At 51.8% G+C, this 15391-nt stretch carries 11 protein-coding genes; all 11 read right to left on the bottom strand.

Annotation, left to right across the window (positions count from 1 at the left end):
* Positions 1-412: 412 nt before the first annotated feature.
* The 11 genes from PG899_RS22545 to PG899_RS22495 all read right to left on the bottom strand — a co-directional run bounded on the left by PG899_RS22545 (position 413) and on the right by PG899_RS22495 (position 14870).
* Positions 413-1780 carry a toprim domain-containing protein gene (locus tag PG899_RS22545; protein WP_210538831.1) on the bottom strand — a complete coding sequence of 456 codons (1368 nt, stop codon included), beginning with the start codon at positions 1778-1780 and terminating at the stop codon, positions 413-415.
* Between the two features lie 143 nt (positions 1781-1923).
* The gene (locus tag PG899_RS22540) at positions 1924-3927 is read right to left on the bottom strand and encodes a VWA domain-containing protein (protein WP_270697723.1); all 2004 of its coding nucleotides are present in this window, start codon (positions 3925-3927) and stop codon (positions 1924-1926) included.
* 69 nt (positions 3928-3996) lie between these two features.
* Positions 3997-4965, bottom strand: a complete 969-nt coding sequence (locus PG899_RS22535) for a DUF3150 domain-containing protein (RefSeq protein WP_210538840.1) — start codon at positions 4963-4965, stop codon at positions 3997-3999.
* Between the two features lie 902 nt (positions 4966-5867).
* The gene (locus tag PG899_RS22530; RefSeq protein WP_210538844.1) at positions 5868-6263 is read right to left on the bottom strand and encodes a hypothetical protein; all 396 of its coding nucleotides are present in this window, start codon (positions 6261-6263) and stop codon (positions 5868-5870) included.
* Positions 6264-6268: 5 nt separating this feature from the next.
* Positions 6269-7294, bottom strand: a complete 1026-nt coding sequence (locus tag PG899_RS22525) for an AAA family ATPase (RefSeq protein WP_210538847.1) — start codon at positions 7292-7294, stop codon at positions 6269-6271.
* Positions 7295-7644: 350 nt separating this feature from the next.
* Positions 7645-8649 (bottom strand): lambda-exonuclease family protein, encoded by a 1005-nt coding sequence (locus PG899_RS22520; protein WP_210538849.1) that lies wholly within the window; start codon positions 8647-8649, stop codon positions 7645-7647.
* A 499-nt stretch (positions 8650-9148) separates the two neighbouring features.
* Positions 9149-11719 (bottom strand): phosphoadenosine phosphosulfate reductase, encoded by a 2571-nt coding sequence (locus tag PG899_RS22515; RefSeq protein ID WP_216945362.1) that lies wholly within the window; start codon positions 11717-11719, stop codon positions 9149-9151.
* 109 nt (positions 11720-11828) lie between these two features.
* Positions 11829-12362 (bottom strand): hypothetical protein, encoded by a 534-nt coding sequence (locus PG899_RS22510; RefSeq protein ID WP_210537750.1) that lies wholly within the window; start codon positions 12360-12362, stop codon positions 11829-11831.
* Between the two features lie 295 nt (positions 12363-12657).
* Positions 12658-13344 carry a zinc-finger-containing protein gene (locus PG899_RS22505; protein ID WP_210537752.1) on the bottom strand — a complete coding sequence of 229 codons (687 nt, stop codon included), beginning with the start codon at positions 13342-13344 and terminating at the stop codon, positions 12658-12660.
* A gap of 492 nt (positions 13345-13836) precedes the next feature.
* Complete coding sequence (locus tag PG899_RS22500; RefSeq protein WP_216945364.1) at positions 13837-14193, bottom strand: H-NS family histone-like protein; 357 nt, start codon at positions 14191-14193, stop codon at positions 13837-13839.
* Between the two features lie 125 nt (positions 14194-14318).
* Complete coding sequence (locus tag PG899_RS22495) at positions 14319-14870, bottom strand: hypothetical protein (RefSeq protein WP_210537756.1); 552 nt, start codon at positions 14868-14870, stop codon at positions 14319-14321.
* Positions 14871-15391 lie beyond the last annotated feature (521 nt).

Here is a 15391-nt window from a genome sequence, read left to right as displayed (position 1 = left end):
GTGGTGTGTTTGGAGACAGCCAGTTTACCAGCACCCTGTCTGTCAACTTCCACTTCCCCAAGATCCCGCGAAGAACCATAAAAAAGCCATCACCCCTGAAGGGTGATGGCTTTTTGCTTCTATCATCACGAAGCTAGTTGGGTCTGTGTCTTAAGTATTGCCATTACTCTCGCACTAGGGCGATCGCAGTGTCGTAAGACATCAAGTAAGGTCACATTGATACTTTCAGCTCCCGGGTAGCGGTAATGCTCACCCGCTTCACTCGATAGCCACTGATGCAATGATTCCAAGTTTTCGAATTTAGCTGGCCAATACCCCAGTTCAGGGGATAGGCGGACGTTGGAAACGGATAACCGTACAATGGGATGAATGCCATTGATCAGACTTTTCAGGTCCATAAGCTCTCCCTTGTTCAAACGTGCTGCAGCCAGTCGCTATGTGGGAACACATCTGGTCCGAAATTCACCAGAATATCGTTCCAATCCATGTCACTTTCAGCTCTGATAAGCTTCGGGTTGCATCTCGTAACCTTGATGCCAGCAGATAGCAGATTTTTCTCCAGCTTAGCTGCATTCACTTCTCCGGCCGGGTCAGCATCTTCCCAGATGTAGACGTGTTTTACTCCCATGCAAACAATCCAGTTTCCCATCAGTGTTGCATTTAGCAGTCCCCACCCCTGCATACCTATGGCTGATTCGACACTTAGAAGTGTCTCAAGGCCTTCGGCTACAGCAAGAACCGGAGTCGGTGGGCAAAGTTGCACGGCACCACCCGATATTGGGGCTGTTGACACTGACGGCCTCAATTTCTTCACTTTTGGCACAGGAGCTTTCAGCCCATCGTTAGTGATGAAGGTTTGATGGAGACTGACTGGCTTTCCTGAAGGATCTCGGATCCGGCAAAGGATGCAAGGATGCTTCCCAAGATCAAGTTTAAACGCCACTCCTTTGTGAAAAACCGCCTTATGAGATGCTATTGCCGCCTTGATGTGATCGGGCATTTGCGATATTGCCAAACGAGCCAATTTCGCAGATGGATGAGTCAAGTCGATAGCCTCTTCAATCAGTTCCTTCTGAGTAGATTGGCGCACGCCAGCGGGCTGAGTTGTTTTACGGCCGTCCTTATCGAGCCACCAGTAACGCATCCCGTGCGGCTCTAGCGTGATTATGCACGGGCCATAATTCATGTCGATGTATCGCACACCAGGGTGGAGCCTTACTTCCCCACCAAGGGAAGCCACCTTCGACAATATTTGCCGGTTCCTGAGATACCGAATGGCTGGCTCAGCTTGCGGCTTGGTCAAAGGCCAGGCTTCATCCCAGAGCTGGGCATTTTTATTCGCGACAGCTTGATCCCGCCGAGCATCTTCCTCCGCTCGTTCCTTCTCCCACGCAAGTTGCGTAGGCGATTTCGGAGGGGGGGAAAACACGCCTGACGTAATCCCATCCATGTAACCACTGGCGATCGCCAGCTGCTCGAGGACTTTCGGAAAAGGCCAGTTTGTTTCCTCCATTACAATGGAGAAACCAGACATAACCCCACAAGAGTTGCATACTCCAACGCCGGTTGCTTCTGAGTCGAGCTTGCCCCTGTGGATTAATCCAAAGGCTTCTCCACTACGACCACCGTGTCTTGGGCAACTGGTTTTAGGTGCCTTCTTCCCAGGAATGAAACCTCGGGTGGCATCACCGAATAGGCCTAGGTGTTTGTACGCTTCGACCCATAAACGGTTGTCATTGAGATATGCGGCCAAATCATCCGCAACGATTTCATAGTGCATGTCATTACTCCATGTGGTTGGTGTTCCCCATTTCGCCCGATTACAGGGGGTACGGGCTGGTGCTTGCACATTGCAAACACTCAGCAATGGATGTCCATTGCTCAGTGTTCGAAAGTCCCCCCTCCAACGTGGAGGGGGGGATGTCAGGCAGCCAAGATAGTGCCCTTGGCTAGTTTGAACAGCTCACGTTTAAGGCTGAGGATATCGCCTACAGCAATCCAGTTCCCTGGTTTGAAGTAGTAGTCCATAGCAGCTTTCCCGTTCGCGTACTGGCCGATAAAGATGCCAAAGACATCAATGCCATGTTGTCGAACCATATTGAAGGTATCAACGCAGTCAACGTCTGGTTCACCATCGGTGATCACGATCATACTCTTGCGTTCAGCTTGCTCTGGCATCAGGGCCAAAAATGCGTTGCTTAGACCTTCCCTCATGGGTGTTCCCCCACCGGCACAGATCAGATCGAGACGAGAGCTTGTAGTGGCTGGATCCTCCCTAAAACGCAGTAGGTCCACATTCCAATCCCCGAAGGACTGAATTCCAATTACAGCCCCATCGATCTGTTGAACTGCAAGAGCCAAAGCCAGGCAGGCATTTTTTGCCACCACCTCTTGGCAATTCATTGATCCAGACAAATCCAGCAACACCATGATGGCGCTATCGATGCCAAGGTTTCTGGCTTTGCTGCGGTAAACACGCAAATCACCTTGTTTGAACCGATTGAACCGGGAGGTGACAAAGCGCTTCCCTCGTCGACTCAATCCAGGAGCACAGTTGGTTTCTGTCTCTACGAGCTCCATAAGAGCTTGTGTGATTGGTCTCGATGCAGCGAGGACTTTAGGGAGTGTTACACTCCGGCCAATCTTCGTGTAAACAGCGTCCAAATGTGGCCTTAATGGAGTGTCGAGTTGAAAGCGGGAATCCGCTTCGATCAATGACGCCAGCATTTTTCCTTTGTCACGTCCCTCGACATCGGAGGATCCAGATCCGGCAGCTTCAAGACAGGCTTCTAACTCCTGAATTTGCTTTGACCTAACAACGTCATCAGCATTCGGCCCGCCAGCAGCCCCCGCTTCCGGTTGGCCATCTGCATCAGCGTCAGGTTGACCATCTGCATCAGCATCCGGCTGGCCATCTGCATCAGCGTCAGGTTGACCATCTGCATCAGCATCCGGCTGGCCATCTGCATCAGCGTTAGGTTGACCATCTGCATCAGCGTCAGGTTGACCATCTGCATCAGCGTTAGGTTGACCATCTGCATCAGCATCCGGCTGGCCATCTGCATCAGCATCCGGTTGGCCATCTGCATCAGCATCCGGTTGGCCATCTGCATCAGCATCCGGTTGGCCATCTGCATCAGCATCCGGTTGGCCATCTGCATCAGCATCCGGTTGGCCATCTGCATCAGCATCCGGTTGGCCATCTGCATCAGCATCCGGTTGGCCATCTGCATCAGTGTCAGGTTGAGCTTCAGGTTCATGATCCGGCTGTTGAGTCTTCAGGTCTTCCAAAGCATCTTTGATCGCATCAAGCACCATATCTGCGCTATTCCAGCAATCATTGAAGTCAGAGGTTATCACTCCCATTTCTGAGATGATTTCAAGCCTGGTCAATAAAGCGATCGGGAAGCGTTGGCGTGCCAGATCTCTGGTTTGCTCCCAAACTGGGGTGAGCGGCTTGTAGTTAAGCAACTCGCTGCCAATGTAGTGCGCAATGTAATCCTCCAACACAGCTATAGCTGGAGTGTTCGCCCCTGGAACCAGCCTCATCCCCTTTGAGATAAACAGCTGCTCAATGGCTTCATACTCGCCACGAAGCCCCGGGTACTCTATAAGAGCCATCCGGTCTATCCGGCCGTCATCGAAGTAGTTCAGAAGCAAGCGGTGCACTTTACCTTTCGTTTTCAGTGACGCTTCATATTTTGCAAAGTCAGAGCCATATCGGTGGTGAGCCCCTTCGTGCATGCCAAACCCCATGGCGGCCGCGGCCTGAACGGGATCGCCTGCATCGAAGAAAGGCATTAACACCACACCTTGAGTTGTACCTGCAGTAGAATAATTTCCCCAGGTCGTCCTCAAACCGAAGTCGTTGGCCATCATTGCTAACCGAATTTGAATGGTCAGCATTTTGCTTTGAGTAGACTGCATTGTGTGTCTCCAATAATTAAAACCCCAGGGCAAGCCTGGGGTTGGTTGGGGTTGCCTTGATAAGGCGGATTAGTAAAAACCGGCCACTTGGGTGGGGGGAGTATTGGAGGTGGTCGATATGGCGGCTAACATCCCGGTGAGGAAGTTGTCCTGGGAAGTGGTAACAGAACCCGGTGCATCTGTTGGGTCTTCTTCCTCTTCGATCTCCAGCTTGGCAGTCCTTAGGGACGACAAGTAGCTCGGATCGCTCAACAACGTGAGCAAGCCCATCATTTTACTCAGCTCAGTAGCATCCAGTTGCGCAGCCCGTCTCTTGGGGAGAGAACTTTCGAACGCATCAATGCTGTCAATCGCCGGTTGGATAAAACTATCCAGCACAGCCATCTGTATGAGCTTTTCCTTGATGTTCGTCACATATCTCAGTGACTTGCGAGTGAACTTACTACCGTTGGACATCGAATACTGGAAGTCTCGCAAAGAGTTGCGAGCCATTTCAGAGATCGTATCAACAGCAGCATCGCCAAGCGGGTTGTTAACCACATCTTCATTCACGCGATACGAAAATGAAACCTGCTTCCGGACGTAATCCACGTCATAGAGCGAGGCTCGTATGCGAGAGGCGAAATCGTGGAGAGACACTGTTGCGGCTGCCTGTTGTATCCAGGAGTCGCATTCTGCGTCGTAGTTGAGTAAGAGCTGATCAAGATTTGCGTAGAAGCTGATTCTCATCAACTCCAGGCCGTCAGTGACCTCACTCAATAAATGGCGAGGCACAGCCCAAGCGCCAAGGACTTGGAAACCGACTTTGCTAAGCAGGGCGATACCCTCTTGGCGAGCTCGGCCTTGGAATGCGATCTTTTTCTTATCGAAGACCGATTTTGACCCTAAGCGAACCACATCAGCAGCTAACGCTTCATTTTCAAGTCCTAAATCAAGGGGCTTGTTATTCCGGGTCGCAGACCAGGTGGTGACTTTGAAATCCACCAGCACATAGCGCTGGAAAAATTCGACAAAGTTCATTGCGGTAAAGGATGACATGGGTAATTCCTTATCTCTGGACAAGGAGCTCCCATAGCGGGAAGACTCCCGTCAGGGTGGTGTTGGCCTATTTGGCCGGGTTGGGGTTGCGATCCGCGGATGCGGTGTGCCTTGAATCGCTGAGCACAAAACGCCACAAAAAGTAGCGCTCTCGGAAATGTCCACCAAACACATCCGACAACACTCTGATCTGGATTTTTTGCGCGACAAACACGACTCGACGAGTCACAAAGGCGAGGTTGGAAGCTACGGCCCAGAAAGGAGTCCGATTAGCCGTTCGGACATGGGCATACTATCTCAGGTGGGGACAAAAAAATCAACGCTGCCTAGGGGCAGCGTTGGTTTCACTCTCTTTAATTCTTAGGATTGCCATATCAAGCCAGGCACCCAACGTTGGGTGATTTCCTTGCCGGCAGTACCGGGACCAACATGGCCAAAAGTCCGGGTCGTTCTTTGGCCAGGGTGGCTCGTGAGCCTCTAGCGTCCGATTAACCAAGACCCTGGTTACAGCCTTTATGATCGCCGCAGCACCAGCACCAGAACATGGCAGTTTAGGAAGTCGCGACACGCTGTCTTTCAGTCCTTGCACTGTTCTGTACTCGGCCACTTTCCCTTTGATGCACAACGCATAAAGGGGCCTACAGTTCTTTGCCCAAGGCATATCAGGTAGTTCGTACCCCATTCGCAGTGGCACGATGTTGACTGTATCCCCGATGATGCCAATGAGAAATTCATTGGCCCCACCAGCTTGTTGCTTGCTTAACACATACTCAACCACGAGATCTACTTCTTTGCTGAGCGTGGTACCAAGAATGTCGTGCAAGCATCCTTTCAGTGTACTCATACAAATACCCCAAAGAAAACCCGGCTCTGGGCCGGGTTGGTTGGTTGGTGTTAGAAGGTTAGTAAAAAGCGAACTCAAACAGACCTTTATGTTTGCTGAGTATCTGCTTTACCGCCTCCTGGAGTTGTTGAACTGGCGCATCAGATATGCCGACAGACTGCAGATGCTTAAGTTGTTCGGATAAACACAGATCAGTAAAATTCCGACTCTGGTCATCGATCATGTCAAAAGCGTTGTGCAGAGCGAGCAGCAATAACATTACGACCTGCCCGGCATCTATCCTTTTGGTTACCCCCCGAAAGGGAATGTTGCCAGTCAAGTTGCATCCGTAAAGCCCTCCATCGCCTGGCATTGTTGGTGTGATAAACACCCCCTCCTCAGCTAGTTCCGCCATGATGTTTTGCCACGTAGCAACGACTTGCTCTGGTTCGGTAATTTTGGCTCGAAAGTACATGGTACTTAGTCCTCAACCCAAGACTGGCCAAAAACAGCTTTGCAAAGGTGCATCGCCGCTTCGTAAGTCGCCTCATCACCAACTAAACGATGAGCATAAGCCTCGTGGAAGGTTTTTTTGACCCTGTTACGGACTGATGTTGGGCTGGTACGAACCATCTCTCTCACCCAACGAAGCAGGCTGCGAATGGACAAAGGTTTATCCATCGCGACTCCGTTCGTCATCGTGAAATCGTTTTGTTGAGACTTTTCTACAGCAGTATTGATATCACGCATAACGCGAATCATTTCTGGTAGCAAAGCTTCGATTGCATTGACGTGCGAGGATGGAACTTTTTGTCCAAGATCTTCTTCCCAATCAGTAAGCTTGATTGCGATCTTGTTTTTGCAAATCGTGTTCATGTCTTCGTCACTCAACTCACTGGGCGCGAGTGGGATGAAGCGGTCGATAAGCGCATCACTCAACCCGGTAGTGCCTCTGAAGCCAGATAGCCCAGTGATACCACCGTTGTTGAAGGTGAACACACACCGGAACAGCTTGTGCGGCTCCAACCATTCACCAGTTTCAGCCAGCTCGATTCCATGGGTCATAAGCTCATAGAAAGCGACCAGCTCCGCTGGTTGCATGGCATCAGCTTCGTTGAGCAAGAAGATCCCGCCGTTGAGCAGAGCTTCCCGCAATGGACCAGACACGAACTCACCCGTGGCCGGGTTAACACGCCCGAGCAAATCCAGCTGGAAGCTGGTCTCCTGGGTGCCTTCGACCTGATATAGCGGCCACTGAGTTCGGGCTGCGTACTGGATGACTCCGGTTGTCTTGCCGGCACCATACCCGCCATAGGAAACGATGATGTCTCCATCTGGATCGGCCATAATCCTGCGCACATCATCAAGGAAGGCTGTTGTGAAAACGTGTGGTTTTCTTACCGGCACGCGGGGGTTCATCAAGTGATCATCACCATGGGGACAACGAACTTTGATGTTTGCATCCAGGCCAAATTCGCTGCCAGAAATGAAATTGTGCTGAGTCATAGAATCTCCGAAAACCTGATTGAGCAGGTTGTTTTTGTGTTGGGCTGATTGCCCGGGTTGGTGTTGGTCGCGAGTGACACATTGCGGACCGAGTGCCATAGAGACAGCCAGGGCTGTTTCTGCATGTGCGCTGAGGCCGGCGAAATACCGGTGAACGGACATGCAGAATCAGCCAACGAGGGCTTGAGTGATAGATCACGGGTGAGGACGTCGGCAGAGCGCCGGGATGTTGGTGTTGGCGTCAAGCCATTTGGCTCGCCCCCTGAGATAGACGCCGGGAGCAGGGACAGAATAGCCTTCCGTGGACCAGGTGTAAAGACGGCCACCCCTTACGGGATGGCCTGATTTACTTAACAAAAATCAACAGCAAGCATTTCAGCGGCCCCCTGACCGTTGTACTCGATCTGGCTGACTCTGATGGTCTCAGTTGATTGTCTTCTATATAGATCCGGGTTGGGTAAAGTGATGTTGGGGTTATGCTTTTGAACATCCTCTGTCCATTTCACATAGTCGATAACCCCTTGCCGCGGGGAGGAATGCAATCGTACACCTGCATACTCGGCCTTTACGTGGTTACCCATCATGGAGCGCAATGCTTTTTTCAGCTCGGCTTCCCGGGCCTTGGCCTCATCAATCTTCACCTTGATAGGAGACATGTCACGCCAGACTTGCAGCAGCTCCGCGGCAATTTGGGTCCATGCTTCCTGGTCTTTTTGCGTGCTCGGCTCGAAATAGTCAAGCTCTGTAATCGGCGGGGCTTCATCCCGTTCGTACAGGTCCCACCACCATTTTTGCCGCTCGATCAGCAGTTCTATTAGCTCCTCATCACGTGTGATGCGAAACACTATTAGCTTGCGATCATAGGCGCGATAAAAGGCCAAATAGCCAATCTTAGCTCCTGTCGCCAGTAGCTGGTCTTGTACCTGGGGTAGGTACCGTTGATAGGCCTCCGAGTTCCGGCGTTCTTGCATTACCGACTCGAAGGTTTCCCATGCCGGTACTTTGAGCTCAACTGGAGAGCCATCGGACATTAACCCATCCAACGAAACGCGAATAAAGGAATATGTCTCATGCTGCACACAGGTTGGTATCACCAGGTCAAGTATGCCTTGCGATTCCAGCCAGCGCTCGAACGCCTGTCGGGCCAGCGGCTCTTGCTCATTTCCTCTTCGCACCAAAAAGTTCTTGCTCAAGTCTGTGCCGGGCTTGCGCCCAGTTTTGACCATCCAAAATGCACGCGCACTTTCATGTGCGTATGGCCACTGGATTACAGAAGCAACACTAGATGCTCCTATGCCACCAGCTCGCCACTTATGCCATTCAGGGGTTCCCTGAACTAGGTCGACGTAGATCATGGGTGTGTCCTCTATCAATCAGCCGATGTTGAACGCTAGGGCGGTCAAATTTCGATCTGACATGGATTGCTTATGGGCAGAAGCCCGGGTTGGTGTTGGTCGCGTGTGGCACATTGCGGACCGAGTGCCATAGAGACAGCCTTGGGCTGTTTCTGCATGTACGCTGACGCCGGCGAAATACCGGTGAACGGACATGCAGAATCAGCCAACGAGGGCCAGGGTGATAGATCACGGGTGGGAATGCCGGCGCAGGGCTGGGGGATTGGTGTTGGTGCCAGGCCTCATGGCTTGCTCTTATAAGGCACCGAGAGCGATTTTCTGTTGTAGTCTATATAGGTGTTCAATAGCTGTCTAGGCCAATTAGCAGCCTCCACTTGCCGTTCAGACCGTGCTCTATGGAACCGGGCAATAGTGCAGAGCCTCTCGATGAACGGCTTACACAGCCTTGCCGTGTGTGGGGCAAAAAAAAGCCACCGATACGGTGGCTTGAAGTTGCGAGTTACATGGCTAGCAGAAGCTGATCACCTTCGACATAGCGTTTCAGTGGCCTATTTGGCAACTTAACCACCACATCTGGCAATTGAGCCATTACTAATCGCCGCCCTGTTTTGACCATCCGAACGAAGCTGAGATAAGTCACGTTAGGGTAGGCTACGTCACTAAAAACTGATGAGGGAGAAACCCCCTCCCCTGTCTCCAACTGACGTTGCAACCGGACTAGCTCGGTATCAAGATGCTTGCGCACCAATGAACCGACTTTGCCGCGGAGTTGCGATAAGCTGGCTGCAATCTGCCTTTTCCATCGCTTTTCCAGTTGCAGCGATGCTGCGTTGATCCCGCCGTTTGTTAACCGAGCGACCCTCACAGCAATCACAGAGGAAATCCTGCACTCCAGATCGAACCCTATACGTTTGGCTTGCTCTTGTGCCTCAACCTCCTGCTCAGCAAACAGAACATGCTCAACATCGGCCCAGAAGGCGGTGTTGTTCTGACGATGGTAGTCCAGCGTGAAGCTGATCCAACATAGCCTGCGCATTTGTCTCGCCCTGGCCAGATGTTTGATCTCGTGACGACGGTATTCCGCCTGGACGATTTGCCGGTACTCAGGGGTACTCAGAATTTCCAAGTCACTTCGGCAGTAGATGCCCATTAACGACTGGTCACCAGATAACCCCATTTGCCGCATACGTTGGCCACGTTGGGCCATCATATGCATATCTGCAACCTTGCTTGGTGTGATCTGCACCACACCAAAGCGCAGCAGATATAGAACTGCAGCAGTGTTCGTCATCTCACCAGCCTGGGCGGATTCTCTCATCCGGTCATACTCTTCCCAGATGATCCAGCTAGCAACATCACCATCAATGGTCAGTTGCTTTGCTGTCTCTACCGGCCCGATTGTGCGATTTCCATCATGAGTGCGAACCTTGGTGGCAGCCCTCCGATCGTCTTGGCCATCAAAGTAGGTGGCCGACAACATCGGATCGGACAGCCCATCGGTCAGCTCATCAGACCCCCATTTAAGATTTGGGATCTTCAGCCAAAACTCTTGCGGAATCTTGGTCGCCGGTACCGCTGTTGTTAACTCAACTTCTGTGAGCAGCTCTATGTTTCCATCCTCCCAGACACTGCGATAAATCTCTATCGCTTGGAATGGCGTTGAATGAAAGCAGTGGAAATCCCACAGCCAACTCACGTGTAACAACTGCTCAGGTGACACAATCCGGAACTGGGGTTTAGACATGCGCTGGTTATAGTCGTTGTCCTCAATTTCACCAAGGAGTAGTTTCATCTCCAGCTCCTCTGCCCTTTGCTGCTCCACATAGTCTGCAGAACAGCATAAACGCAGCAGTCGAGCTAAGAAACTAGGCGAAAACACGTCAGGCTGTACCTTAATGAATCCACCAGCGTAGATTGTCCTTCCAACAGGATGACGATCTTCCCAAGACCATTGCTTGACACCTAAAAGCCGTTGGATGTTGTTAAGGTTCACCATGTAGGCGTAACGGTCAACCAGGGTTTTAACCCCATTGACCTCATGATAAAGCATGTTTTCCATGCTTTTATCTGTACCACCTCGAAGGCAAGTCCAGCATCCAGTTCTAGCGCCGCAGGCATCAGAGACCTTCCTTTCGCTTGCACTCCAGATACATTCACCTGTTGCATCACGGTACAGCTCAGCCAGTTCTCTGTTATTGGCTTGGTAGCTTGGTAATGGCAAATGCGCTGATGCGTCGTTACCGCAGCTCATTAGCAGTTCCCACACATCCCCTTGCGACCAGTGCCGAATGGGGTATAGCTCCCACCCTGCACTTGTTTTGACCGGCGCTGTGGCGTGTCCTCCGCGCTTGGCGATATTACCAGCTCGGGTAGCGCCCTCTGCATCACGAGAACCCAGCACTAGACAAACCTTCTCACGCATATCTTTCGGCATGCGCTTGATCATCTGTGCCTTCACTCTGTTGCCTGTTGTTACCTTCAGGTCAATGCTGCATTGTGGCGAGGAGCTAGTGACATACGTGGGAAGGCCTCGGCCAGTCAAAACACGCCCTGTCCAAGACGATGCAAGACTTGGCTTGCCAACTACGATAGCCAGTGGCAATCGCTCCTTGTCGATGAGCTCCTGTATCGCGGCAAGCTGCCGGTCAGCGAGATTGCGCACTTCAGGATTCTCGACCTGTGTATCAGTGTGACTGATCCAGTGGTAGGCAGAGATCTCGTTGCCGCGGCCCTCACGAACTAGCCCTATCATCGCGAACAGCAGCAGATGTAGAGTACCCGTCGAATCCTTCCCCCCACTGAGCGCAAGAGAGATGGTAAACCCATCGAGTAAGGTGGCTCGGATGGCAAGTACAGCTTCAGTGATCATGCTGGACAGTGGCTGCCCGGTCGTATCACTGATCGCAGCCATCAGTTCCTCGTTGTTCAGCAAAGTTTCCCTCAGCTGATCCCACTTGTCGCCACGGTAAATTGTGGCCTGAGGCTGCGCCAAGGAGGGCTCCGCAATGCTGATTGCACAAGCTTGCTCATCAAGAAAATCGATGTGTTCGAAGAGATCGAAGTTGTCCATGTGTTGTCCTTAATTGGTTGCCCGGGTAGGGCGGGTTGGGGTTGGTCACTGGTGGCGCGTTACAGACCAAGCGCCATGAATGACCCGAGCGCAAAGCCCGGGGATTAGTTCAACTATCGAGATAGTCAGGGTGGTCTAGCAAAAACTGGTACGGATTCCCGTGGTATCGCAATAGCAGCGAAGCCCATTTCACACCACGCCTCCACGAACGAAGGTCAGTTAATTGATCAAGTCGCCCAGGAGCGTGATTGCGATATCCGAGTTTGATGGCATGAAGTACGCATTCATTAACAGAACTGAACAGTTCATGCGTGATGGGGCCATTGACATCGTAGAAGCTCACACGATACCCCCCCCGAGCAGAAGGCTCGGGGAAGACTACGGCTAGAGCCCCTTTCTCATCACTTAGCTCCAGAGAGAGCCCAGAGCCGCCGTTGGCTTCAATCAAGCTCAGACCGATCTGCACCCTAATCGAGTGCAAATAGTCTTGCATGACCTCCATGAGCCGGCCGAAGCAGATCTCTTGATCTTCAGGCTCACTGAATTTCGCCAGAAACTCGATCATCGAGGCGCTGGGTTCTTGACCTAACAGATCGTCATTAAAATGCGGACACTTCCGCACATGTGCTTTGGTTAAGAGCATCGGTTGTTCCTTAGAATTGCCTAGAGGCGGATTGGTATTGGTCGCGAGTGGCACGTTGCAGACCGAGTGCCATAGAGACAGCCAGGGCTGTTTCTGCATGTGCGCTGACGCCGGAGATATGCCGGTGAACGGACATGCAGAATCAACCTCGAGGGCTTGGGTGAAAGATCACGGGTAGGGCTCAGGGGGATGATGTGTGCCTGGCCAGCAGTCAATCGGACGATAGCCTGAACACGAAAAACCCCCAGCTTGGCCAGGGGTTTGTCTTGAGAGTATTGCTCCCGGGTTGATCGAATCACGGTACCAGGGACAGCTGTTGGGATACCCCGCCAACTCCTTGCCCCTCTCTTTGAATACGGTCAATTTCCTCAAGCATGATGTTGCGGATTTCCATTGCTCGATTGACCTCGACCACCAAACTGAAATGGCACTGGTGCAGAGGAACGCCCAACAACGCAGCAAGCTTCACATAGCCGCGTTTATTGTCTATGCGCCATTGTTCACACAGTTGGTCATAAGCTTGATGCAATATGCCACGCCAGCGGCGAGCGTCGCGGTCGGCCATCAAACCCAATGGCCATCCATCACCTTTGTGATAGCCACAGCTGCGGCCACAGGTGCAACGGTACATTGGGTAGCGATGGGCTTCCTGCCCTTTCCGGCTCACCTGCCGACCACAATCACAGGTGATCGTGAAAATAGGGCAATGCGCAGACTTGCGGCCGGCATGGTAGTCACAGATGAGCCTGGCAATGTAAGTTGCCTTCACTCGCTGGTCCTCTTTAAAGCCCGACTCTGCCGCAAGCCATGTCACGGCCTCTTCGGGCAGGCTCCAATCATCAGTCGATCCGTACCGGCGGCAAAGCCACTCACCGATCACTGCATACAGAAGCACATCAACACCATCGATGCCGCTTTGCTGGCATTGTTCTGCCAGTAGGCGGCGCAGTGCTTTGGGGGGGAGATAGTTCACATTGGACATATCAAGTTCCTTAATGGGGATTGCCTAGTTGGGCGGGTTGGGGTTGGTCGCGAGTGGCACATTGCAGACCGAGTACCATGAGACAGCCTTGGGCTGTTTCTGCATGTAAGCTGGCGCCGGAGAAATACCGGCGAACGGACATGCAGAATCAGCCTGCGAGGGCTTGGGTGATAGATCACGGGTGAGGAAGTCGGCAGAAGACCGGAGGATTGGAAGTTGGTGCCGAGCCAAGCGGCTCGTCCACTAATAGGCACCGAGGACTCAGACAGATTAACCTACGGGCCCGGTAATTGGCAACTAAGTGACCGTCCGGTTAGTTCAAAAAATGCCAGTCATGTCGGCGGGGTTGAAAAGTAACGATTTTATTTCTTGCATGAGCAGCTGCTATTCAGCGGGCTGGAGTAACACTTAATGCCAGTGGATAAGCTGCACAGTGGCAGTTTATCCACTTGGCCATCACATCAGGAGCCAGTAGCCGCTCCGGGTGAATCATCAGCTACCGGGGGTATCGGTGGTTGAGGTTTGAGGAGTTTGAGCCGGTTGCTCTGGTTCTTGCTGCTTCTGCCGTTTCTTATAAGGCCGGCGCTTGCCTGTGCTTGGTCGCCCTTGCGATGCCGCGACTAGATCCTGAATATCAATCCCGGAATCTGCCATTCTCTCGAATAGTTCGGTGATTTTGGCGGCCTTTTGATTTTGCTCCTCTTCCAGTCTCAGCAGCTCAAGCTCTTCATTCTCGATGTAGGTAGTCAGCAAGGCCTGCAGTTCTTTACGCTGCTCAAGCGTTCCAAGCTTCTTGGCTAGTGTCATAATGTTGCGCGGGGTATAGTCACGCTTGTTTTCTTGTTGCATCAGGCGTCCTTTAAGAAACCGTTATCCATTCCTCAGCCCAGAGGTGACTTCCGGGCCAGCAATCAAAACGCCTACATAATAGATGGACTGACCGCGGTATGCTAGCCAGCCAGCCCTGCACCTAATTAGGTGATTGACCCCAGGCGCACTTCTATCATCTCGAGATGCTTTCCTGAGGGGGCCAGCAAGTCTCGATTAAAACGAAATCTGTGTTTGACTGCCATGACAAGGTTTTTCTCACTCCCCCCCAATGCCGTACCGGTGCGATCAACGACCAACACAGTCTGACTCTCGCGATCAACCAAGCACAGCCATGGAGCTGGAGGCGGATTCATGATGTCCGATATGCTGAAATGAATCTCCTCTACGAAATTTAATTTCTGCATAATGCGGAGACGAACTTCTGTTGCCATAATGCGCAACCATGCATCATTGAACTCCCTTACATTTTCGGCGCAAAAATAAGGGAAATCCGGTGATAATATGGTCCCATACTTTCTGAAGTCCGGGGTCCAGCTTGGCGCCTGCATTGTGCCAAGTAATGTTTGCGCATATGCCGCATGGGTTTCCGACGCGAACAATGAAACGCGGTTCTCTAGCCAAGTTTCAACATCTTCTGGTTGAACCTCTTGGACCATAAATAAATCATTGTTAAATGACTTTTGAAGAAGGTACATATCTCATCTCTTAGCTCAGATGCCGTTACACAGGTCTAATTACAACGAAGACCTAGCCTTACGCGCATTGGCCATCACAGGTGCAGTAAAGCCACCGGGCTTGTGCGCGGCATAAAAATATTCCTGAGACAGGCTGATATAGCTGCAATCCTTATAATTAAAAATCAAATATCAGCATTCCTCTGCACACAGTTTAAGGCTGCAGCGGATAATGCAACCCGACCTTCCTGAGCCATAGGAAATGGCTCAGGAAGGGCTGGTTTGCCCTCTGACGAAAGAAAATAATATTTTATCTCCCCGGGATGTAGCTGACCGGAAGTATTTATACGTGAATGTTCTTGGTGTGTTCAGTGAAATAAGGGGGCCGTAAGCCCCCTAGTTTACAGGTTAATTAATATAGGTAATTGTCTGGCCGGTTAAGTTGCCGCTCATAATGGGCGTAGGTGGGGTAATCCCCCCATTTTTAGGGGCATTCAAAAGTAGAGGTCATGCGGCCTGTGCCAGACGCTGTTTCGGCGTGT

This window comes from Aeromonas sp. QDB39 (genome assembly GCF_027707585.1).
Lineage (GTDB): Bacteria > Pseudomonadota > Gammaproteobacteria > Enterobacterales > Aeromonadaceae > Aeromonas > Aeromonas hydrophila.
The sequence above is the reverse complement of the archived record's forward strand: the minus strand, read 5'-3'. Positions and strand labels throughout refer to the sequence as shown.

Coding starts and splice junctions, on each gene's coding strand:
- PG899_RS22545 (WP_210538831.1), bottom strand. CDS start 1,780: ATGCACTATGAAATCGTTGCGGATGATTTGGCCGCATATCTCAATGAC.
- PG899_RS22540 (WP_270697723.1), bottom strand. CDS start 3,927: ATGCAGTCTACTCAAAGCAAAATGCTGACCATTCAAATTCGGTTAGCA.
- PG899_RS22535 (WP_210538840.1), bottom strand. CDS start 4,965: ATGTCATCCTTTACCGCAATGAACTTTGTCGAATTTTTCCAGCGCTAT.
- PG899_RS22530 (WP_210538844.1), bottom strand. CDS start 6,263: ATGTACTTTCGAGCCAAAATTACCGAACCAGAGCAAGTCGTTGCTACG.
- PG899_RS22525 (WP_210538847.1), bottom strand. CDS start 7,294: ATGACTCAGCACAATTTCATTTCTGGCAGCGAATTTGGCCTGGATGCA.
- PG899_RS22520 (WP_210538849.1), bottom strand. CDS start 8,649: ATGATCTACGTCGACCTAGTTCAGGGAACCCCTGAATGGCATAAGTGG.
- PG899_RS22515 (WP_216945362.1), bottom strand. CDS start 11,719: ATGGACAACTTCGATCTCTTCGAACACATCGATTTTCTTGATGAGCAA.
- PG899_RS22510 (WP_210537750.1), bottom strand. CDS start 12,362: ATGCTCTTAACCAAAGCACATGTGCGGAAGTGTCCGCATTTTAATGAC.
- PG899_RS22505 (WP_210537752.1), bottom strand. CDS start 13,344: ATGTCCAATGTGAACTATCTCCCCCCCAAAGCACTGCGCCGCCTACTG.
- PG899_RS22500 (WP_216945364.1), bottom strand. CDS start 14,193: ATGCAACAAGAAAACAAGCGTGACTATACCCCGCGCAACATTATGACA.
- PG899_RS22495 (WP_210537756.1), bottom strand. CDS start 14,870: ATGTACCTTCTTCAAAAGTCATTTAACAATGATTTATTTATGGTCCAA.